19 protein-coding genes and 1 pseudogene are annotated in these 20,227 nt (G+C 67.2%); 14 read left to right on the plus strand and 6 right to left on the minus strand.

Going from position 1 to position 20,227, the window contains the following annotated elements; all coding sequences use genetic code 11:
• The first annotated feature begins 87 nt into the window (after positions 1–87).
• Positions 88–1,140, plus strand: a complete 1,053-nt coding sequence (locus M1L58_RS12600; protein ID WP_248659129.1) for an alpha/beta fold hydrolase — start codon at positions 88–90, stop codon at positions 1,138–1,140.
• Positions 1,141–1,153: 13 nt separating this feature from the next.
• On the opposite strand, the gene M1L58_RS12605 is transcribed toward M1L58_RS12600, so the two are convergent.
• Positions 1,154–2,212 carry a pirin family protein gene (locus tag M1L58_RS12605; protein ID WP_248659130.1) on the minus strand — a complete coding sequence of 353 codons (1,059 nt, stop codon included), beginning with the start codon at positions 2,210–2,212 and terminating at the stop codon, positions 1,154–1,156.
• Positions 2,213–2,318: 106 nt separating this feature from the next.
• Between M1L58_RS12605 and M1L58_RS12610 the strand changes: the two genes are divergently transcribed.
• The 4 genes from M1L58_RS12610 (at position 2,319) to M1L58_RS12625 (ending at position 5,369) form a co-directional block, all read left to right on the plus strand.
• Positions 2,319–2,726 carry a winged helix-turn-helix transcriptional regulator gene (locus tag M1L58_RS12610; RefSeq protein ID WP_248659131.1) on the plus strand — a complete coding sequence of 136 codons (408 nt, stop codon included), beginning with the start codon at positions 2,319–2,321 and terminating at the stop codon, positions 2,724–2,726.
• A complete protein-coding gene (locus M1L58_RS12615; protein WP_248659132.1) occupies positions 2,723–3,604 on the plus strand; it encodes an LLM class flavin-dependent oxidoreductase in 882 nt (293 codons plus the stop codon). Before M1L58_RS12610 ends, M1L58_RS12615 begins: the two co-directional genes overlap by 4 nt.
• Positions 3,605–3,630: 26 nt before the next feature.
• Positions 3,631–4,275 carry a TetR/AcrR family transcriptional regulator gene (locus M1L58_RS12620; protein WP_248659133.1) on the plus strand — a complete coding sequence of 215 codons (645 nt, stop codon included), beginning with the start codon at positions 3,631–3,633 and terminating at the stop codon, positions 4,273–4,275.
• Positions 4,276–4,364: 89 nt separating this feature from the next.
• Complete coding sequence (locus M1L58_RS12625) at positions 4,365–5,369, plus strand: chemotaxis protein CheB (RefSeq protein WP_248659134.1); 1,005 nt, start codon at positions 4,365–4,367, stop codon at positions 5,367–5,369.
• Here the strand turns inward: M1L58_RS12625 and M1L58_RS12630 are convergent.
• The 3 genes from M1L58_RS12630 to M1L58_RS12640 all read right to left on the minus strand — a co-directional run bounded on the left by M1L58_RS12630 (position 5,360) and on the right by M1L58_RS12640 (position 8,540).
• Positions 5,360–6,142 carry a sulfate transporter gene (locus M1L58_RS12630; protein ID WP_248659135.1) on the minus strand — a complete coding sequence of 261 codons (783 nt, stop codon included), beginning with the start codon at positions 6,140–6,142 and terminating at the stop codon, positions 5,360–5,362. The two genes, M1L58_RS12625 and M1L58_RS12630, sit on opposite strands and share 10 nt — an antisense overlap.
• Positions 6,143–6,219: 77 nt before the next feature.
• Positions 6,220–8,079: a CheR family methyltransferase gene (locus M1L58_RS12635; protein WP_248659136.1), complete on the minus strand. Its 1,860-nt coding sequence runs from the start codon at positions 8,077–8,079 to the stop codon at positions 6,220–6,222.
• Positions 8,080–8,168: 89 nt separating this feature from the next.
• Positions 8,169–8,540: an STAS domain-containing protein gene (locus tag M1L58_RS12640; RefSeq protein ID WP_248659137.1), complete on the minus strand. Its 372-nt coding sequence runs from the start codon at positions 8,538–8,540 to the stop codon at positions 8,169–8,171.
• Between the two features lie 248 nt (positions 8,541–8,788).
• Here M1L58_RS12640 and M1L58_RS12645 point away from each other — a divergent pair, with 248 nt between their 5' ends.
• Positions 8,789–10,102 carry a cytochrome P450 gene (locus tag M1L58_RS12645; protein WP_248659138.1) on the plus strand — a complete coding sequence of 438 codons (1,314 nt, stop codon included), beginning with the start codon at positions 8,789–8,791 and terminating at the stop codon, positions 10,100–10,102.
• Positions 10,103–10,114: 12 nt separating this feature from the next.
• Here the strand turns inward: M1L58_RS12645 and M1L58_RS12650 are convergent, their stop codons facing one another.
• Positions 10,115–10,900: a cutinase family protein gene (locus tag M1L58_RS12650; protein WP_248659139.1), complete on the minus strand. Its 786-nt coding sequence runs from the start codon at positions 10,898–10,900 to the stop codon at positions 10,115–10,117.
• Between the two features lie 247 nt (positions 10,901–11,147).
• Between M1L58_RS12650 and M1L58_RS12655 the strand changes: the two genes are divergently transcribed.
• From M1L58_RS12655 to M1L58_RS12675, 5 genes and pseudogenes are all read left to right on the plus strand, one after another.
• Positions 11,148–11,531, plus strand: coding sequence for an SRPBCC family protein (locus M1L58_RS12655; RefSeq protein WP_248659140.1), 384 nt, complete (start codon positions 11,148–11,150; stop codon positions 11,529–11,531).
• Between the two features lie 91 nt (positions 11,532–11,622).
• Positions 11,623–12,203: pseudogene (locus tag M1L58_RS12660) on the plus strand (hypothetical protein); the annotation flags it as partial.
• Between the two features lie 53 nt (positions 12,204–12,256).
• A complete protein-coding gene (locus tag M1L58_RS12665) occupies positions 12,257–13,564 on the plus strand; it encodes a lipase family protein (protein WP_282578655.1) in 1,308 nt (435 codons plus the stop codon).
• Between the two features lie 383 nt (positions 13,565–13,947).
• Positions 13,948–14,457 (plus strand): alpha/beta hydrolase, encoded by a 510-nt coding sequence (locus M1L58_RS12670; RefSeq protein ID WP_248659142.1) that lies wholly within the window; start codon positions 13,948–13,950, stop codon positions 14,455–14,457.
• A gap of 91 nt (positions 14,458–14,548) precedes the next feature.
• Entirely contained in the window at positions 14,549–16,036 is a 1,488-nt protein-coding gene (locus M1L58_RS12675) for a DHA2 family efflux MFS transporter permease subunit (RefSeq protein WP_248659143.1), read from the plus strand.
• Between the two features lie 15 nt (positions 16,037–16,051).
• Here the strand turns inward: M1L58_RS12675 and M1L58_RS12680 are convergent, their stop codons facing one another.
• On the minus strand, positions 16,052–16,483 hold the full coding sequence (locus M1L58_RS12680; protein ID WP_248659144.1) for a DoxX family protein: 432 nt from the start codon (positions 16,481–16,483) through the stop codon (positions 16,052–16,054).
• A 282-nt stretch (positions 16,484–16,765) separates the two neighbouring features.
• Between M1L58_RS12680 and M1L58_RS12685 the strand changes: the two genes are divergently transcribed.
• From M1L58_RS12685 to lon, 3 genes are all read left to right on the plus strand, one after another.
• Positions 16,766–16,909 (plus strand): hypothetical protein, encoded by a 144-nt coding sequence (locus M1L58_RS12685; RefSeq protein WP_167330284.1) that lies wholly within the window; start codon positions 16,766–16,768, stop codon positions 16,907–16,909.
• A 191-nt stretch (positions 16,910–17,100) separates the two neighbouring features.
• Complete coding sequence (locus M1L58_RS12690) at positions 17,101–17,700, plus strand: glyoxalase (RefSeq protein ID WP_248659145.1); 600 nt, start codon at positions 17,101–17,103, stop codon at positions 17,698–17,700.
• A 155-nt stretch (positions 17,701–17,855) separates the two neighbouring features.
• Positions 17,856–20,183 (plus strand): endopeptidase La, encoded by a 2,328-nt coding sequence (lon, locus tag M1L58_RS12695; RefSeq protein WP_248659146.1) that lies wholly within the window; start codon positions 17,856–17,858, stop codon positions 20,181–20,183.
• The last annotated feature ends 44 nt before the right edge of the window (positions 20,184–20,227 follow it).

Here is a 20,227-nt window from a genome sequence, read left to right on the forward strand (position 1 = left end):
ACGAAAGTGTTGGAACATTGGATGCCGGTTTGTATCATTGGGCCGGCGCTGTGACATGGCTTACAGCAATGACGCCGGGAGGCCGAGATGAACGCAGGTGGTGCGCTGCGCACTGCACGACTGGCGGAGGTCCAGTCGATGCTGACGGGACTTGTACGACCGGCTGAGGCCCGGCGCCGTCTCCGCAGCCGGCAGTTCGCGGATGCGATGTTCAACTCGCGCGAGCCCGAGCGTGCCACCTGGGCTCTCACCGACGATGACGCCCGTCTCCGCGTTCACCACTACGGGTCGCCGGATGCGCCGGTTCTGGTGCTGGTCCACGGATGGTCGTGCTGCATCGAGTACTGGAACCCACAGATCAACGCCCTCGCCGAGCGCTACCACGTGATCGCCTACGACCAGCGGGGTCACGGCGAGAGCACGTGGGGCAAGCGCCGTTTCGACGCCGACGTCCTGGCCGACGACCTTCACACGGTGGTCGATCAGGCTGTGCCGCGTGACTCGAAGGCCGTCTTCGTCGGACACAGCATGGGCGGCATCACCGTGCAGGCATGGGCGCACCGTCATCCCGACCAGGTCGAGGAGCGTGCGGCCGCACTGGTGCTCGCGAACACGACCTGGGGCGGGATCGCCGCGGAGACCCGGGTCCTGCCGTTCCTCAACAGCATGTTCAAGGCGCCGATCTGGCTCGGTCAGGCCGCACTGTCGGTCCCGTTCCCGTTCCCCGGCGGCCGATTCGCCCGAAGTCTCGTCCGGACCCGCATCCTCAACGGCCGCTCGGCGACGGCGGATCACGCCGAGTTCGTTCTGTCGATGAGCCGGTCGTGCAATCCGGTCGCGCGGGCCAAGGCCGCGGTCGCGCTCATCGAGCTGGCTCTGGGGCCGGTCGGGGCCGAGGCCATCACCGTGCCGACCACGGTCCTCGGTGGACGTCACGACCTGCTGCTCCCGCATGCGATGACCCAGCGCATCGCCCACACGCTTTCGATCCGCGGCTATCTGGATCAACTCGTCGTGCTGGACACCGGGCATGCCTCCAACATCGAGGCCGCCGAGGACTTCACCGCCGAGATCGATCGCGTCATGTACTCGTTCTCGACGCCGACCGAGCTGACCGAGCTGGAGGATGCCGCCAGCTGAGCCGACCCGGGAATCACTGCCCGGGCCGCTCGACCCGTCCACTCGGGAACCGGGCGAAGCGTCCCTCGGTCCGCGGGTGGACCGGGGCGTCGGAACCCCACGGCCAACCGCCGAACCGCGTGCGGCGGTAGTCGCTGTAGGCCTGATCGATCTCCTCGGCACTGTTCATGACGAACGGGCCGTATTGGACGACCGGCTCGCCGATCTCTGCGCCCTGCAGTACGAGGATCGTCGACGGTTCGTCCCCGTTGGCGAGGGCCAACGCCGACGCCCGGGCCTGTTCGAAGCCGAGTCCCGATTCGACTGTGGCACCGTCGATCTCGACGCGAGCTCCCTCTCCGTGGACATACAGCATCCGGCGGGTGTCCGTCGAGGCCGGTGCCGGTAGATCGACCCTCGCGTGCGGTTCGAGATCGATCAGCCAGATCACCACGTCGGCTGCCGGATCCGACGCCCAGGAGTGTTTCGGCGGCTCGAGTGCCGTGGCGGGTCCGAAGGTTCCGGCGATCACCCGCACGGTGGCCTTCGCCCCGTCCTCGTCGTGCACGACGACGGGGATGTCCTCGTGCCACTGCATCGTGAACTCCGGATCGGCGGTCTTGTCGCGCGCCGGGAGGTTCAGCCAGATCTGGTAGAGCTCAAATGGATTGTCGCGATCTGCGTTCAGGAGGGGGAACACCTCCGAGTGGGAAACGCCCTTGCCTGCGGTCACCCACTGCACGTCGCCGTTGCCGTACCGCGCACTGGCGCCCGTCGAGTCGTCGTGGTCGACGACGCCCCGGCGGACCACGGTGATGGTCTCGAAACCACGGTGTGGGTGCGCGGGAAAGCCCGGAATCGTGGTCCCGTGGTACATGTTCCAGCCCGACGGGTGGCCGAAGTCGCTGCCGAGCTGTCGGTCGTCGACGCCGGTGGCGGGACCCATCTCGGCATTGCCGGCCGGGTAGGCGTCGAGATGGTGGACTGCGAAGAGGAATGGGCCGATGCCGCGCCAGGGATGGCCCAGCTCTACGACACGGCCGGCGCGAGAGTGGTTCGCCGCGGGCGACTTGCTCGTTTGTGGGGAGGTCATGACGACTCCTTCTCGTTGTGGTCTCTGATCCTGCCGTCCACAACGCTTCCGCGTTCACTCTTATTTCAAGAGTGCTCTTGTTTCCAGAGAGGCGTACGCTCGCAGCATGGACACGGGACAGGGCGGATCGAAGGGTCCGGTCACGATCGACGACCTCCTCGCCGGTTCCGACACTGTTCGCGCCGCGCTCGAGACCATCGGGGGCGTCTGGCCCATGACGGTGCTCATCGCACTCGACACCGAACCCCGACGCTACGGCGAACTGCGCCGGGCCGTGGTGGGTATCAACGACCGCATGCTCTCGCAGACGTTGCGGCGTTTCGTGCGCGACGGCTTGGTCGCTCGCGGGGTCATGCCGAGTCGGCGATCCTGTGTGCAGTACGTCCTGACCGATCTCGGTGTGGAAGTGCGGGCGGCCGTCGCCGAGTTCGCGTCGGTCGTCATCGGGCTGGCGCCACGGGTGGCCGCCGCTCGGGAAGAGTTCGATCGCCGATCCGACGAGGAGTCATCATGACCGACTACGGGCAACCGTTGCGCTTCGGTTTCTTCCCGAGTCCGCGGGCCGACCGGGTCGACGACCTGCTGCAGCTCGTGGACGTCGCAGAGGCGGCCGGACTCGATCTCGTCAGCGTGCAGGACCATCCCTATCAGCGACGCTTCCTCGACACGTGGACCCTGTTGTCGGTCATCGGTGCCCGCACGACGTCGATCCGGTTGTCGCCCAACGTTGCCAATCTGCCGCTGCGCCCACCGGTGATGCTGGCGAAGGCGGCGTCGACCCTCGACATCCTGACCGGTGGTCGCGTCGAACTCGGTCTCGGCGCGGGAGCGTTCTGGGATGGTGTGGTCGCCGCGGGTGGACCCCGCCGGACGCCCGGCGAGGCAGTCGATGCCCTCGCCGAGGCGATCACCGTGATGAGGGCATTCTGGGCAGGCGGCACAGTCGATCTCGACGGCGAGTTCTATCCCGTCCACGGCCTCCACGCCGGACCCGCTCCGGCTCATGACATCCCGATCTGGCTCGGCGCCCTGGGACCCCGGATGTTGAGGCTGACAGGCGAAGTCGCCGACGCGTGGGTGCCCAGCCTGCAGTTCGTCCCGCCGGACCAGGTCGCGGAGAAGTCGGCGGTCATCGACGACGCGGCGCGCGAGGCCGGCCGGAACCCCGCGGACATCACCCGGATCTACAACATCGCGGGCACTTTCGGTTCCGACGCCGGATTGCTCGCCGGTACACCCTCGCAGTGGGCGGAACAACTGACCGACCTGACGGTCTCCCTCGGGATGAGCACATACATTCTGGCCACCGACGACCCCGACGATCTGGCGAGGTTCGCGAACGAGGTGGCGCCGGCGGTCCGTGAACTCGTGGCCGCAGAACGCCAGGCGTGAACCCCCAACGGTTACCATCGGCGACCATGACCCCCGTCGACGCCCACACCCCGGCCGGTACTCCGGCGCCCGGTGCTCGGCGCGCGAATCGACGTGGGCAGGCCACCCGCGATGCGATGCTCGACGCGGCGATCAGTTCGCTAGCCTCTGGTGATCCGGCATCGGTGTCGGGCAACCGGATCGCCAAGGACATCGGCGCGACCTGGGGTGCGATCAAATACCAATTCGACGACATCGACGGACTCTGGGCAGCGGTGTTGCACCGCACCGCGGAACAGCGCGGTGATCTACCGGTCAGCGTGAAACCCGAAGCGCCGCTGGCCGAACGCGTCGAGGCAATCATCGAACTCATGTACGCGGGTCTGACGGCACCGGAATCCCGCGCCATCGAGACCCTGCGGGCAGCGCTGCCCCGCGATCCCGACGAACTCCGGCGACTGTTCCCCAAGACCGCCGCCGAGTTCGCCTCCTGGGGTCCGTCGTGGGTGGAGTCCTGTCAGCGCGCCTTCGCCGACCTCGACGTCGACCCGGAACGCGTCCGGGAGGTCGCGGCGTTCCTGCCCGGCGCGATGCGGGGTCTGGTGTCGGAGAAGCAACTCGGCAGTTTCCAGGATCAAGAACTCGCCCGTCGCGGACTCGCACGGGCGATCGTCGCGCTCCTTGCGGGCTGAATGCGGCGTACGCTGGCCTTTGACGCTCGTTCACCACGTCGCGAACGCCCAACGGATTGTCCAACCGATATGCGGGGTATGTCGTGGGAATGGCACAGCAACAGGTGGTGGCCATCGGTGCATCAGCCGGCGGCGTCGAAGCGCTCTCCAGTCTCGTGGCCGCCCTTCCGGAGGACTTCCCGCAGGCGGTTCTCGTCGTACTGCACATGCCGGTCGGGATCTCGAGCGCGTTGCCCAGCATCCTCGATCGCGCGGGTCCGTTGCCCGCGGTGGCCGCTGTCGACGGAATGGAGGTTCGGTCCGGAACCGTCTATGTCTGCGTCCCGGACCGGCATCTCCTGCTCGACGGGCTCCGGCTCGCCGTCACCGACGGCCCCACCGAGAGCAGACACCGCCCGTCGATCAACGCATTGTTCCGGTCGGTCGCGCTCCACGCGGGTCCGGCCGGCACCGGTGTGTTGCTGTCGGGCGCGCTCGACGACGGTGTGAACGGCATGGCGGCGATCCGCGAGCGCGGCGGTGTGACCATCGTGCAGGATCCCGACGACGCTTCGTTCCCGGTGCTGCCGAGCACCGCCATCACCCACGTCGCTCCCGACTACGTCGTGACCGCCGAGAACGCTGCCAAAGTGCTGACCGGTCTCAGTCACCGAGAACTCCCGGAGCCCACCATGGAACCAGACCACATCCTCGAGATCGAGAATCGAATCGCGATGGGGCACAGCTTCGCTCGGCCCGCCGACTCCGAGGATCTCGGCCCGCCGACGAATTACGTGTGCCCGGACTGTCATGGCGGTCTCATGCAGATCGGCGAGCACAGTTTCCGATGCCGGATAGGGCACGCGTGGTCCGCCGAAGCGCTCTTGCAGGCACAGACCGCGGAGATCGACTCCGCGCTGGGTATGGCCATCCGGAGCCTTCAGGAGAAGGCCGAACTGGCGGAGAGCCTGTGCGCCAAGGTCTCATCGGGTGTCTTGCGGGACCGATACCTGCGGAGCGCCGAAGAAGCGCGGCATGCGGCCCAGGTCCTTCGGGAGCGGCTCTTCGCGCTCCCCGATGCCGGTAGCGGTGCCGCGGAGCCGGGTCAGGCCTGACCTCCGGTTCGGGCGAAACGGGCCACCTCGTCCGGGCCGATCACGGCCCACACGGTCTTCCCGGTGCCCCGCGGTGTGTAACTCCAGTGTCGGCTCAGGGAGGTCAGCAACGCCAGACCGGAGGCGGCCGGCGTACTTCCGCGTGGGTCCTCGATTCTCGCCGGGGCCTCCGAGCTGTTGTCACTGACCGCCACGAACAACCGGTCGGAGTTGTGCACCTCGATCCAGAGGTCGGGGTCGGAGGAGGTGTGGGCGAGCACGTTGCGTACCAGGATCGTGGCGAGCACGAGCGCCAGCGGGACGTAGTCGGGGTTCCATTTCTCGACCGCGTCGGCGACGGCACCTCGCGCAGCGGCGAGCGGGGAGCCGACGCCGCGAGGGATCGTCGTGCGGACGCGCTGCGTGACGAGTGAACTCCGACCCTCCGCCATCCGATCCAACGCGACGTCGAGCGACGGAAAGGCCGGCACGGACCGGGTGATCCCGCCTCGCCGCAGCTGGGCCAAGCGGACCGGGTCGGCGACGACTCCGACAGGTATTCCCGGCCACCCACGGACCAGCCAGGCCGCACTGGTCAGAACCGCCCACGCCGACGGCGCGGGTACCTCGAGCCCGCGGACGTCGACGATCAGGCATTTGGGAGCATCGGTGGCCGACTTGACGATGGCATCACGCACACGCAGGTACGTCGTGGAGTCGAGGACCCCGGACACGGCCAGCACCGTGGCCGGGTCCTGCTGTGAGGCCCGCACAGAGAAATCGTCGGTGCTCATCGGCTTTCCTCGTCCTCAGTGCTGCGTCGCCGTTCGTCGGGGGTGATACCCAGCGGCGTGGCGGAGTATTCCTCTGGTCATGACGCGGACCCGTCCTCCGCGTCGACCGGCTCCACCACGAGCATGGCGCCGCGGATGTCGCGGTTGCGCCCCCGGAACGGGCTGCACCGCACCTTGATGCGGATCGTCCGGCCGCGCCGGTTGATGGCCTCGAACTCGCTCGACCCGGTATAGGACGAATCGACGAAGGCGCTGCCGAGCATGGGACGCAGGTCGGCGGTCGGCATGCCGATGTCGAGGCCCGGCAGTGGTTGACCGGCAGCCTCCGCGGCGGTCACCCCCCACATCTGCTCAGACGCGTGATTCCATACGGTGACCCGCATGTCGCGATCGACGACGACGATCCCGACCTCCGCCGAGTTGACGATCGAGTCGAAGAACTCGCGCGCGTCGATCAGCTCGACCGTGCGCTCTCCGAGGGTCTCGTTGATCGACTGCAGCTCGTCGTTGGTGGACTGGAGTTCCTCGTTCATCGTCTCCAGTTCCTCATTGGTGGACTGGAGTTCTTCGTTGGTGGTCTCGAGTTCCTCTACCGTCGACTGGAGTTCTTCGTTGGTGGTCTCGAGTTCCTCGTTGGTGGACTGCAGTTCTTCGTAGGCGGTCTCGAGCTGCCGGTTCGCGTCCTCCAGTTTGTCGAGCAGTGCCCGCGTCGCGCTGACGTCGAAGAATGCGATGGCGACACCGAGCAAACCGTTGTCTCCGTCCACCAACGGATTGATGTGGATCTCGAGCCACACCGACTGACCTCCGGGGCTGGCCCATTCGATGTCCCGGATTCGCGAAGATCGTCGTTCGATCTTGGCCTGTTCGATGTAGGCGCGGAGTTCGACCGGTCGGTAGGAGATGTCGAGGTCACGCAGCAGCCGCCCGATGTCGCGACCGGAGAGCCCGAACATCACCTCCGCCTGCTGGTTCACCATCGCGACCGTGTCGCCGCCGGTGACCACGAGTTGGGCCACCGGGCTGTGCCGGAAGGCCAGATCGCGGAGCGACGTCAGGCCACTGGTCTCCGGGGCCATGAGGGGGTCCCCTTCGATCGGCGCGGCCCCGATCGCACTCCGGTATCCGGGGACCTTGCGGAACAGGCGGTTCTTGAGGTCGAACGGCGTAAAGCGGTCGCCGTGGCTCAGGAGCATCTCGGCATGGCCGAGAAACAGGACTCCTTGAGGAGCCAGCGCGAAGTGCAGGCGGCCGAGAACCCGGCGCTGGGTCTCGGCGTTGAAGTACATCAGGGTGTTGCGACAGACCAGGAGGTCGATCCGGGAGATCGGTGCGTCCTGGACCAGGTCGTTGCGGCCGAAGATGACCGCCCGCCGCAGATCCTTGCTGAAGATGTAGCGGGACCCGTCCTTCTCGAAGTAGGTCGCGAGGAGATCAGGGGGGATGCTCTCCACCGCCCGCGCGTCGTATGCGGCCGTCCGGGCTTCGGCGAGCGCGTCCTCGTCGATGTCGGTGGCGTAGATCTTCACCCGCTGTCGGAAGCTCTCGGCCCCGACACTCTCCGCGAGCAGCATGGCCAGCGAATACGCCTCCTGGCCCGATGCGCAACCCGCGCTCCAGATCCGGATCGGGTCGTCGGGACCGCGCTGCGCCAGCAGCTGCGGGATCACGACGCCGCGTAGGCTCTGCCAGGCGTCTTCGTCGCGGAAGAACGACGTGACGTTGATGAGGATCGTGTTGAACAGGGCGTTGCACTCGTCCGCGCTGGCCTGCAGATGGTCCAGATACTCGGTAAAGGTCTGCAGCTCCACCTGTTCCATTCGGTGAGCGACACGACGTCTCAGCGAGGTTCGCTTGTAACCGGTGAAATCGAAACCGCGGGCGTCGCGCAGGTAGCGCAGCAGCGTCTCGAAGTCGTCGGTCTCTTCCACCGGCATGCGTTCCGTACCTCCCGTTGCGCGGACGTGGCCCCTGTAGACACTAGTGTGGTTCGTTGCGCTGGGGAGACGGGCCGTGGAGGCGCGGGCTAGGTGCAGCAGGCGTCGTCGACGGAGAGCCTTACCTCCACCGGGATGTCGAGCATCCGGACGTAGCGCCTGATCGTGGTGTCGCAGACCAATACGAACTTCACGCCTGTCCGTTGGGCCTCGGCGCTGTGTCGGGACAGCGCCTCGAAGCCGCATGCGCCGACAAAACCCACTTTGCTGAGGTCGAGCACGACTTTCGCGGTTCCCTGGGCGGCTATGCGCTGAAGGGCGACCTCGAAGTCGGCGATGGTCCGCATGTCGATGTCCATCGGGAATCGATGGACGGAGAAGGCGTCGGCGTCGATGGCGCCGGCATCGGCCGTGTGCAGGCCGGGGGCGGAATTGGACGAGATATTGGTGTGTATACCCATGAAGATGTCCGTCTTCGCTCACTCGGATCATGCCTGGGGACGGTGCGGCGGCGTCGCCGGAGTTCCGTCCTCGCGCAGCTGTGACTGAACCGCTGAGCCCAACACTACGCGCGGATGGCACGAATTTCGCCTGTCGCGGCGATGACTGTTTGTTCCGATTCGGTGGCGGGTAGCCGACGAACAGGTCCGCCGTGGAGAGGAGCGACGTGGTCTCGCCGGAACAGATGCCGAGTATTACGAGAGCTGGTGTGCTTGACACCGCACGAATCCTCGGCGGGGTCTTGACCCCGATCGTGTCCGAGGGCGTTCTGGCTCGGCGTGAGGTCATGGTGCGCCTCGGCGGCCGCTTGAACACCCACGAACGTGCTGCTCGGATACTCGACGACATGCGCGACACGTACGGGGCCGACGCGCTGCGTCTACGGTTCCCGCGGGCGATGATCGTGGCTCTTCGGCCGCTGGCGGTACGGGAGATCCTCAGCTCCACCCCCGACCCGTTCACCTCCGCGACCCGGGAGAAGATCTCGGCCGTGGGCAGATTCCAGCCGACCGGCGTCCTGATCTCCGACGGGCAGCGGCGAACCGTGCGTCGCGAGCTGAACGAGTTTGCGCTACAGACTGCTTCGCCCATCCACTCGCTGCATCAACGGTGCGCGGAGATCGTCGCGTCCGAGGTCGACGACCTCGTCGGTTCATGTCGGGACGGGCGACTCACCTGGGACTCCTATGTCGTCTCCCACTGGCGGATGGTGCGCCGTCTCGTCTTCGGCGACGATGCCCGTGACGACGAAGAGGTCACCGACCTCCTGACAGTGCTGCGCCACGATGCCAACTGGGCGTATGCATTTCCTCGCCGCAAGTCGACCTACTTTCGTTTCCGACGCCGCCTCGAGCATCTGGTCGCACCAGCGCCAGCGGATTCCCTGGCCGGCCTCATTCGGGACGCGCCGGTTGAGGACCGGGCCGACGTCGACCCGATAGGTCAGATTCCCCAGTGGCTGTTCGCGTTCGATGCTGTGGCGGTCGCCGTGCACCGCTCGCTCGCTCTGCTCGCCGCGCATCCGGACTCCCTCGACCGGGCACGGGAGGATGTTCGTGCCCTCGAGCACGGGGGACCGCCGCGGCTGCCGTTCGTGCGCGCCACCGTCCTGGAATCGCTTCGACTATGGCCGACCACGCTGGCGATCCTGCGTGAGACGAAACGCGATGTGGACTGGGTCGGCGATGTCCTACCCGCGGGTGCCACCACGGTCGTGATCGGCGAGTACTTCCAACGGGACGATGAGGCAATGGATTTCGCGCAGCAGTTCACCCCCGACGCCTGGCTGGACGGTCGCGCCCAGGAGCTTGCCGGCGTCGTGCCGTTCAGCGACGGCCCGGGGGAGTGCCCGGGCCGCAATGTCGTGATGCTGTTCAGTTCGCTGGTGATCGCAGCACTGTTGCGGCAGCACGGGTTACGGGACGATACCCTGACGCCGCGTGTGCGATCGGGGGTCACCGACATGCCGCATTCGCTCAATCATTTCGACCTCACGATCGAGCTGGTCCCGGATGATCGATGACCCCCGCCGGCATCACATTCGACGGGCGACGAACCGTGCGCCGTCGAGCGTCATCCCGTTGACCGCGTACAGCGTGTGCAGGGCGTTCGGGCCGCCCACCGGAGCGCCGTCGCAGATGGTGTCACCGGCGACGCAGTAGCGCACGGTCTTGCCGCGATATGGGGTGGAGACCCGCACCGGGGGCGCGCCGATGTCGGTGATGAACCGGTCAGACGGTGCGCCGAAGAAGACGATCGCCGCGACATTGCGCGAGAGCGACGCGGGCAGCGGCGGCGGGACGAAACGGTCGTAGGCCTTGTATTGCGCGGGGAGATCGAGTCCGGCGTGGACCGCGTATCCCGCCACCACTGCACCCTGCGAGTAACCGCCGAGGACGACCTTGGTGCGCGGGCAGTTGGCGGCCAGGTACTTCACCCGGTTCTGCGTCGTACGAACACCGTCGGCGACGGTCTTGGCGAACTTCAGCCGGTTGCCGAACTGGTCGCTCGCCGGGTACGGGACGCCGTAGCCGGCGACGGACCTGCCGGGCAGCTGGCTACGGACGGCCTCGACGAAGGACATGCCGGTCAGTCCCAGCGGTGGCGCGGGCTCGACGGTCCCGCGAGCGAAGACGACCTCGACGTCAGAACACGCCGGCCGGGCCTCCGCCGTCGTGTCACCTGCGATGACCGATCCCGAGACGGCCGCGATCAGTGACGCGGCCACGATGCCGAAGCGCGTGATCAGACCTCTCCGCCGGGGCTTTCGGAAGTTCACGCGCTGGTTCGAGTCGTCTCGGTTCGCCGCGTCTTGTGTCATCTGTCGGACCCTTCGTCGTCCTTCGTTTCCGTAGCGTCGTCTTCGCCCTCGGCCTGATCAGGTTGTGTCGTCTTCGATGTAAGCATCTCAGAGTCGCCGTCCGGGTCGTGCTGATCCTCGGGGTCGGTCGGCCCATGGGTGGGTTCGTCTGTCATTCGTCGTGACTCCCTTGTCGGATGGCGTGACTTCGGATGAGATTCGACGTTCCCCGGCCCCACGTGCCCGAAACCCGATCTACAGTCGGGATATGCGGAGTCGTCATCTCAGTACGGTGATCGGCGCGTCGGCCGAGGCCGTGTACGAGTTCGTCTCCGATCCCGGCAATCTCCCGAAGTGGGCGGCCGGCCTGGCGAGCTCCGAGGTCGTCCGACGCGGCGACGATCTTGTGGCCGAATCCCCGATGGGCACGGTGACGGTCCGGTTCGTTCCGCGGAACACCTTCGGGGTCGTCGACCACGACGTGATCCTCCCGAACGGCGACACCGTGCACAATCCGCTGCGCGTGCTGCCGCATCCGGAGGGCGCGGAGGTGGTGTTCACGCTGCGCCAGCTGTCGATGTCCGACGACGAGTTCGACCGGGACGCCCGCATGGTCGAGGAGGACCTGGCGCGGCTCCGGGCGCTGTTCTGACCTTCTCTCCGATCTTCGGTCTTCGATTCTCGATCCGCGGTGGTCGTGAAGATCGAGGCGGAGGCGCACCTCGACCGTGACCAGGGCGGTTTCCGACCTGATGCCGATGCACCGGGCCTACGTCGTCGGCGGCTGCCGGCACTCCGCGAGATGCACGAGGCGGGCATCTTCGACGACGAGATCATGAGCGCCTGGGAGGGCATCGCCTCCCGGAAGCCCGCCGCGGTCGCCGCCGGCAATGCCCGTCTGCTGCAGCGTGAGCAGGGCGAGGTCATCAACAAGCAGTGGGACGCGACCCGCAACTACAAGGTCGACGTCGGTGAGGCCATGACCTACGGCAGCACCGTGGCGGCCGCGCCGTCGGTCGCCGGTGTGGTCCCGCCGCGCGACATCCGTCAGCTCCAGGTCCCGGGCCGTGCGCTCGACGGTCGCAAGGTGACCGTGAGTCTGCCGCTGCCGGAGTGGAACTGGTCGGTCTACGAGGACCGCTGGATCTACATCTCCACCGAACTTCTGCCGAAGTACCGCACCCAGGTCGAGTACCACTGGCCCGCACTGCGCGCCGCGATGAGCGTTCCGTACTTCGAGCAGATGGAAACACACCGTCCCACCCGAAACCTGCTGCCGCTGATGCAGTCGGTTCTGACCTCGATCAAGGTGACCTACCAGTGATCTCATCCTTCTCGCGTGTGTCCCGACGGATCACGCTCGTGGCCGTCCTGGCGATGGTCGTCTCCGGTATCGCACTGGTCGCGCCGGCCACCGCAGCGCCCAACCGGACGCCGGGCCTGAACGAGGTGGTGAACGGTTTCGTCGTCGGCGCGCTGCGTGATGGTCGCCTCGCGAGCCCGCAGGAGGTCATCCACCCGCTGGTCGCCGGTGACCCCTTCTATGCCGAGCCTCGCCTGTCCGGGCGCGAGAAGCCCGGAGATGTGTTGAAAGCCAAGAAGGTCGCCGTCCAGTTCATGGGCTGGCGTCCGGCGAAGCTCGACGCCTACAAGCTGATGTACGTGACCCGCGGGTTGCACGACGAGCCGGAGATCTCGACCGGTCTGCTGATGATCCCGCGCGACGGCAAGCCCGATGCCACCCGGCCGCTGATCGGTTACCAGCTCGCCGACGACAGCGTCGGCGCCTACTGCCATCCGTCCACGATGTGGACCGGCGGTGACCCGATGGACGGCGCTTCGTGGTCGGCGCTGGGCCCGCTGGGCCAGTTCTTCGGCAAGGGTTATGCGGTCATGATGAGCGACGTCGGCAACGACGGTGATCCCAAGCCGCACGGCGTCTTCGCCGGCAAGTTCGCGGGCAAGGCGCTACTCGACGGTCTGCGAGCAGCGCTGCGGCACGACGGAAACGAGCTCTCCGAGGCATCGCCGCTGGGCATGTTCGGCATCGCCGGCGGCGGTGTCGGCGCGGCTTTCGCCGCGGAGAACTCGAAAAAGTATGCGCCCGAACTGGATATCAAGGGCGTCGTCCTCGAGGGCATGGTCGTCGACCAGAAGAACTTCATCGCCACCGCCGACGGGTCGGTCGGCTCGGCCTTTGTCCTCGCGACGCTGCTCGGTCTCGAACCGCGTTACCCGGCAATGAAATTCGACGAGAAGTTCACCCCGGCAGGCAAGGCCATCGCCGACGTCTTCCGCACCCAATGCCAGACCCCGGCCTACTTCACCATGCCGTTCGTGCCGATGAACACGCTGTTCAAGAGTGGTGAGAACCCGGCCGAGATCGCCGATTTCCAGCCCGTCTACGAGGACAACAAGCTGGGCCGCAAGTCGCCGACCGCGCCGGTGCTGATCGCGTCGTGCGCGAAGGACGACTCGCCGATGTCACTGGTGCCCGCGAAGGACTCCCGGAAGCTCGCCGCCGACTACCGCCGCGGCGGCACCGAGGTCGACTACCAGCCCACCGACTGCAGCATGGTCCGGTTCCTCACCAACCTCTACGGCTGGGGCACCGATCTGTTCGGCATGCAGACCGTCGACTGGCTGGCCGAGAAGCTCGCCGAGAAGCCGCTCAAGGGGAAGTGAGTCCCGCTTGGGGGCGGGCGAACCCTCTCACTCCCTGAGGGGGTCGCCGCTCGCTGTTGGGGCGGGCGTGCGTGCCCCTCTCGCTCCCTGATCCGAAAGAACGCGACGCACCCAGCTCTGCTGCCTGAGGTGCGAGGAGCGCAAGCGACGAGCCTCGAAGGCCTGGTGAGGCACCGTCGCTCACCTGACTACCGGTCGACGTCAACCCGACCGGCAGACTTCGATCGACGTCTGCCGGTCGAGTTGAGGTTCGGCAGTCGGGATCCGGGCGCTTCTCAGGAGCGGACCCTCCTTTCGACCCTCGAAGGGCTCGCGACCCTCGATGAGAAATCGCATCGGACGGAGTCGGTCCCTGTAGCTGTACGACTACGAAGGGACCAACGATGCGTCGGCTGCTGTTCGCCCACGGCGCAGGTGGTTTCGCCGACGACCGCCCGATCGCCGACGGCCTCGGGAAGGCGCTCGGTGTGCCGATCGACATGCCGGAGTTCTCGAGCGATGACATGTCCCTGCGGGCCTGGGCTGATCCGTTGCGCACCCGGCTGTCGACGATGGGCGCCGACGACCTTCTGGTAGCCCACTCGTTCGGCGCGTCGATCCTGCTGCACGTGCTTGCCGAGCCGGGGTATGCCGGACCGAGACGCGCTGTTCTCCTGGCGATGCCGAACTGGGGGCCGAACGGGTGGGGCGTCGAGGAGTACGACTTCGCCGGTACGCCACCCAGTGGTGTCGAGCTGTCCCTACATCACTGCGTCGACGACGAGGAGGTCCCGTTCGGGCACCTGGACCTCAACGCCGCACTGCTCCCGGACGCGCAGGTGCACCGTCACGAGGTCGGCGGTCACCAGTTGGTCGGCCAGGTCGAGGCCGTCGCCGCTGACCTGCGCGGCTAACGCTCTGACGGGTCGGTCCACCGGTGGTTGCGCGTAGGCGATCCGACCGTGACCCTGGGTAGACAGCGACCCCGGGAACTCGGGAGGGCACATGGCCGCGGACGGCCCGACGGACACAGCATCAGGCGGGATACCCGCTGCGTCGACCGCCGGTCGGTGGCTGATCGTCGCCGCGGTGCTGGGATCGGGCGTCGCTTTTCTCGACGGCACGGTCGTCAACGTCGCACTGCCGGCCATCGCGCGTGACCTCGACACCGGACTCCGAGGACAACAGTGGGTCCTCGACGGTTATCTGCTGACCCTGAGCTCACTCCTGCTGCTCGGCGGCGTCGCCGGTGATCGATACGGGCGTCGGCTCGTCTTCACCGTCGGCCTGGCGACGTTCGCGGTGGCGACGATCGGGTGCGGGGTTGCCCCGACCGTCGAGTGGCTCGTGGCCGCCCGACTCGTCCAGGGTGTGGCGGCCGCAGCGGTCGTACCCGGCAGCCTGGCGCTGATCAATGCGGAGATCGCGCCCTCGGATCGCGGTGCGGCGGTCGGGTTGTGGGCCGGGATGTCCGGCGCGACCAGTGCGCTGGGACCGTTCGTCGGCGGCTGGCTCGTCGACGCGGCGTCGTGGCGCTGGGCGTTCTTCCTGAGCGTTCCACTGGCGTTGGGTGCCCTGGTCATCGCGATGAAGCACGTGCCGGAGTCGCGCGATCCGTTTGCGCCGCGTCGGCTCGATGTCGCGGGAGCCGTGACGATGGCCTTGGGTCTCGCCGGAGTCGTCTACGCGCTGATCGAGGGCCCGTCGCGTGATTGGTCGACCGCAACGATTACCGCGGGCCTTGTGGGCGTGGCGGTGCTCGTGGCGTTCGCGGTCATCGAGACGCGGGTGCGGTCACCGCTGTTGCCGCTGCGGTTGTTCCGGTCGTCGCAGTTCACCGGTGCCAACCTGACGACGCTGCTGGTGTATGCGGCTCTGGGCGGCGCGCTGTTCTTGCTCGCCCTGCAGCTGCAGCAGAGTCTGGGTTACTCGGCCTTCGAAGCGGGTGCGGCGATGTTCCCGAGCACGTTCATCATGCTGTTCGGGTCTCCGTTGGTGGGGAAGCTCGCCCAGACCACCGGGCCACGGCTGCCGATGACCGTCGGCCCGCTCATCGCCGCCGGAGGCTTCGCGCTTATGGCTCGGGTGCAACCGGGGACGGACTACCTGGCGCATGTGCTTCCCGGTGTCCTGCTGTTCGGACTCGGTATGACGGTGACCGTCGCGCCGCTGACGGCGGCCGCACTGGGAGCGGTCGACGACGCGCTCGCGGGGACCGCGTCGGGTGTGAACAATGCGGTGGCTCGCGTCGCCGGGCTGCTGGCCGTGGCGGTGCTGCCAGCGGTGGCCGGCATCGACGCCGGTCCCGGTGAGCCGCTGGGCGACGGATTCCAGACTGCGATGTACATCTGTGCGGCGTTCTGCGCTGTGGGCGGGCTTGTTGCTGCACTCACCATCAGCTCTGGCACGGGCTTCCGGCCGCAGGTCCGGGCCGGGGTGGACACCGCCTGCCAGGATGCCTGCACCCGTCGCGAACTAGCCGCCGATCTATAGCTCGAACCCGCGCTCTCACCGCGGTTTCGAGCTATGAACCTCACCGGTCCCTGCTGCGACCGCCCACAGCACCAGCACGGGCTGGAAGAACAGGCGCGTCAAACGCTTCTGGTCGGTGTCGAGGCCGAAGGCATCGATGTGCTCGACATACTGATGGATGTTGCCGGGGAACACCGCCACGAAGAAGGCCGCGACGATCCACGAGACGACCTTGCGACGCCGCGGCAGGGCGATGAGCGCCGCGCCCAACGCGATCTCCACCCCGCCCGACGCCAGGACCACGAAGTCCTTGCCGAACGGCACCCAGTCGGGGACCTGGGCCTGGAACTCGTCGCGCTGCGCAGTCAGGTGGCCGATCCCGGCGATCGCCAGGACGGCACCCAGCGCGATGCGGGCGACCGCGCGGCCCAGCGGCTGCCGTGCGGTGGCGGGGGACAGGATCGACATGCAGGCTCCTCGGAGATCGCCGGTTGTGTGACCGCAGTTCGTGGCCGATCGGGTTTCGGACTGGCCAGTAACCAAGGGGCCGATGCGATTTGGTCATTTGATCAAGGGGTCCGTTATGTCGCATCAACCCTGATGTGTGTGGTACATAAATGTGACCCCGGACACCGTCGTCCGGGGTATTTGTCCGCACGGAGGTCAGCCCATGCCCCTCGACTCGATGTCGGTACGCCGACACCCGTCCTCAGGTCCTTTGTTCGCCACGACGCGCCTCGGAGCGCGGTCATGACGCTACAGAGTGTGTGGGATGCGCTGAAGGCCTCCGCGGGAGTGGTTATCACGGCGGCGGCGTTCGCCGTCGCGCTGGCGGTGCTGGTCGTCGCCCAGGTTGTCGTTTTCGCGACCCGCCTCGTCGACCTCCCCGGCTGACCAAACCGCGGCGCTCGCATGCTGGTTGAGTAGGCGAGGAGCCCGCGTCGAGGCGTCCCTGCCTGCTGGTTGAGTAGGCGAGGAGCTTGCGACGAGCCGTATCGAAGCCAGCCGAGGAGAGTCTGACGGTGACGCACGATCGATCAGGAATCGAGAAGCGGGGACGGTTCGACGCGCCATAGCGTCGAAGTATGACGAACATCAACGCACTCACCCTCGAAGTTCCCGACATCAGCGCAGCGGAGGTCTTCTACGACAAGGCCTTCGGACTCGGTGACCGCCTGCGGTTCCGGGCCGCAGAGGCGCCAAGCCAGGGTTTCCGTGCCTTCGTGATCTCACTCGTGGTTGCCGACCCGACAGTCGCCGACTCCTTCCTCGGACCCGCGATCGACGCCGGTGCCACCGTGCTCAAGCCTGCCAAGAAGTCCTTCTGGGGGTACGGCGGCGTGGTCCAGGCGCCTGACGGTGCGATCTGGAAGGTTGCCAGCTCGTCGAAGAAACCGGCCGGCGCACCAGCCCGGACAGTCGACGACCTGGTCCTGCTGCTCGCCGTCGACGACGTCGCGGCCACCAAGCAGTTCTACGCCGACCGTGGATTCATGGTCGGGAAGAGTTACGGCCGCAAATACGTCGAGTTCGAGAGCGGCCCGGACGCGGTGAAGCTCGCGCTGTACGGCCGCAAGGCCGCGGCGAAGGACGCCGCGGGTTCCGGCTCGCATCGGCTGGTGATCGCCGGCGACGCCGGGCAGTTCAGCGACCCGGATGGATTCATGTGGAGTGCTGACACCTGAGCGGTGGTAAGCAAGGGTCAGCGCATGGCGAGCAACTGGTCGACGAGGCGGTGCCCGTACGTTGATCGCCACCCGTTCGCCCCTGGCATAAATCAGTTGGGAACAAACTTCCAGCCACCTCAGTTGAGTCGATCAGACTTAACTCTGGAGGTTTCATGTCGCAGACATATTCACTGCCGGTCCTCTTCGTCCCGGACGTCGTCGTCCTGCCCGGCATGGTCGTGCCGATCCCGCTCGACGACGCAGCTCAGGCCACCGTCGACGCTGCGCGGGCGAGTGAGAGCGGAAAACTGCTGGTCGCCCCACGGCTGGACGACCGGTACCCCACGTACGGGGTGGTCGCCTCGATCGTGCAGGTCGGGCGTATCCCGGGCGGCGGTCTCGCGGCCGTCGTCAAGGGTGAGAAGCGCGCGCAGATCGGGACCGGGACACCCGGCCACGGGGCCGCGCTGTGGGTCGAGGCCACCGAGGTCGAGGACCAGGAGGTCACCGACGAGGTGCGGACTCTGGCCGGCGAGTACAAGAAGCTCGTCCTGGCCATGCTGCAGCGCCGCGAGGCGTGGCAGCTGATCGACGCGGTCAACAAGATGTCCGACCCGTCGAACCTCGCCGACACCTCGGGTTACGCGTCCTGGCTCACCGACGAGCAGAAGCGCGAACTCCTCGAGACGCCGGACACCGCCGCGCGCCTGCGGCTGCTGATCGAGTGGACGGGTGACCATCTCGCCGAGTCCGAGGTCAGCGAGAAGATCGCCGAGGACGTCCGCGCGGGGATGGACAAGCAGCAGAAGGAGTTCCTGCTCCGGCAGCAGCTCGCCGCCATCCGTAAGGAGCTCGGTGAGGACGAGCCCGAGGGTGCCGACGACTACCGGTCGCGCATCGAGGAGGCCGAACTACCCGAGAAGGTCCGCGAAGCTGCACTGCGCGAGGTCGGCAAGCTCGAACGTGCCAGCGACCAGTCGCCGGAGACCGGGTGGATTCGTACCTGGCTCGACACCGTTCTCGACCTGCCGTGGAACACGCGCACCGAGGACTCCACCGACATCAAGGGTGCCCGTGAGATCCTCGACGCCGACCACCACGGTCTCGACGACGTGAAGGACCGCATCGTCGAATACCTGGCCGTGCGTGCTCGACGCGCCGAACGCGGCCTGCAGGTCGTGGGCGGACGCGGATCGGGTGCCGTCATGGTGCTCGCCGGCCCGCCCGGCGTCGGCAAGACGTCGCTCGGCGAGAGCGTCGCCCGGGCGCTGGGCCGCAAGTTCGTGCGCGTCGCCCTCGGTGGTGTGCGTGACGAGTCGGAGATCCGCGGTCACCGTCGTACCTACGTCGGGGCCCTGCCCGGCCGCATCGTGCGCGCCATCGGTGAGGCGGGATCGATGAATCCCGTTGTGCTGCTGGACGAGGTCGACAAGGTGGGCTCGGACTACCGGGGTGACCCGGCCGCGGCCCTGCTCGAGGTCCTCGACCCTGCGCAGAACCACACCTTCCGCGACCACTACCTCGATCTCGACCTCGACCTGTCCGATGTGCTGTTCCTCGCGACCGCCAACGTCGTCGAGAACATCCCGTCGGCCCTGCTCGACCGCATGGAGCTCGTCACCCTCGACGGCTACACCGAGGACGACAAGGTGGCCATCGCTCGCGACTACCTGCTGCCTCGACAGGCCGAGCGGGCAGCGTTGACGACCGACGAGGTGACCGTCACCGACGCGGCGCTCCGCGAGATCGCGGCGAACTACACCCGGGAACCCGGTGTGCGACAGTTCGAACGGCTTCTCGCGAAGGCGCTCCGCAAGGCGGCGACCAACCTCGCACAGGGGACTGCCACCGCACCGATCACCATCGACGAGCCGGACCTGCGCGACTACCTCGGCCGGCCCCGGTTCACTCCGGAATCGGCCGAGCGGACCGCAGTGCCCGGTGTCGCAACGGGTCTCGCCGTCACGGGAATGGGTGGTGATGTCCTCTTCATCGAGGTCAACGCCACCGACGGCGAGCCCGGTCTGAAGCTGACCGGTCAGCTCGGCGACGTGATGAAGGAGTCGGCGCAGATCGCGCTGTCGTACGTGCGGGCGCATGCCGAGCAGCTCGGCGTCGACCCCGAGTCGCTCAACAAGACCATCCACGTGCACGTTCCGGCCGGAGCGGTGCCCAAGGACGGTCCGAGTGCGGGCGTCACCATGGTCACCGCGCTGGTGTCCATGGCAACGGGTCGACGGGTGCGCGCCGAGGTCGGCATGACCGGCGAGGTCACGCTGAACGGCCGCGTCCTGCCCATCGGTGGGGTCAAGCAGAAACTGCTTGCCGCACAGCGCAACGGGCTGAAGACCGTCTTCATCCCGCAGCGCAACGAGCCCGATCTCGACGACGTGCCGGTCGAGGTCCTCGACGCACTCGATGTGCGCCCGATGACCGACGTCGCCGAGATCGTCGCGCAGGCGCTGGAACCCGCAGCGGGAGAACAGGTCAGCGCAGCCTGACGTCGGTAACGATCGAGCGGGGCGTCGTCCGGACTACCGGACGG

The organism is Gordonia sp. C13, from assembly GCF_023218005.1.
Lineage (GTDB): Bacteria > Actinomycetota > Actinomycetes > Mycobacteriales > Mycobacteriaceae > Gordonia > Gordonia namibiensis.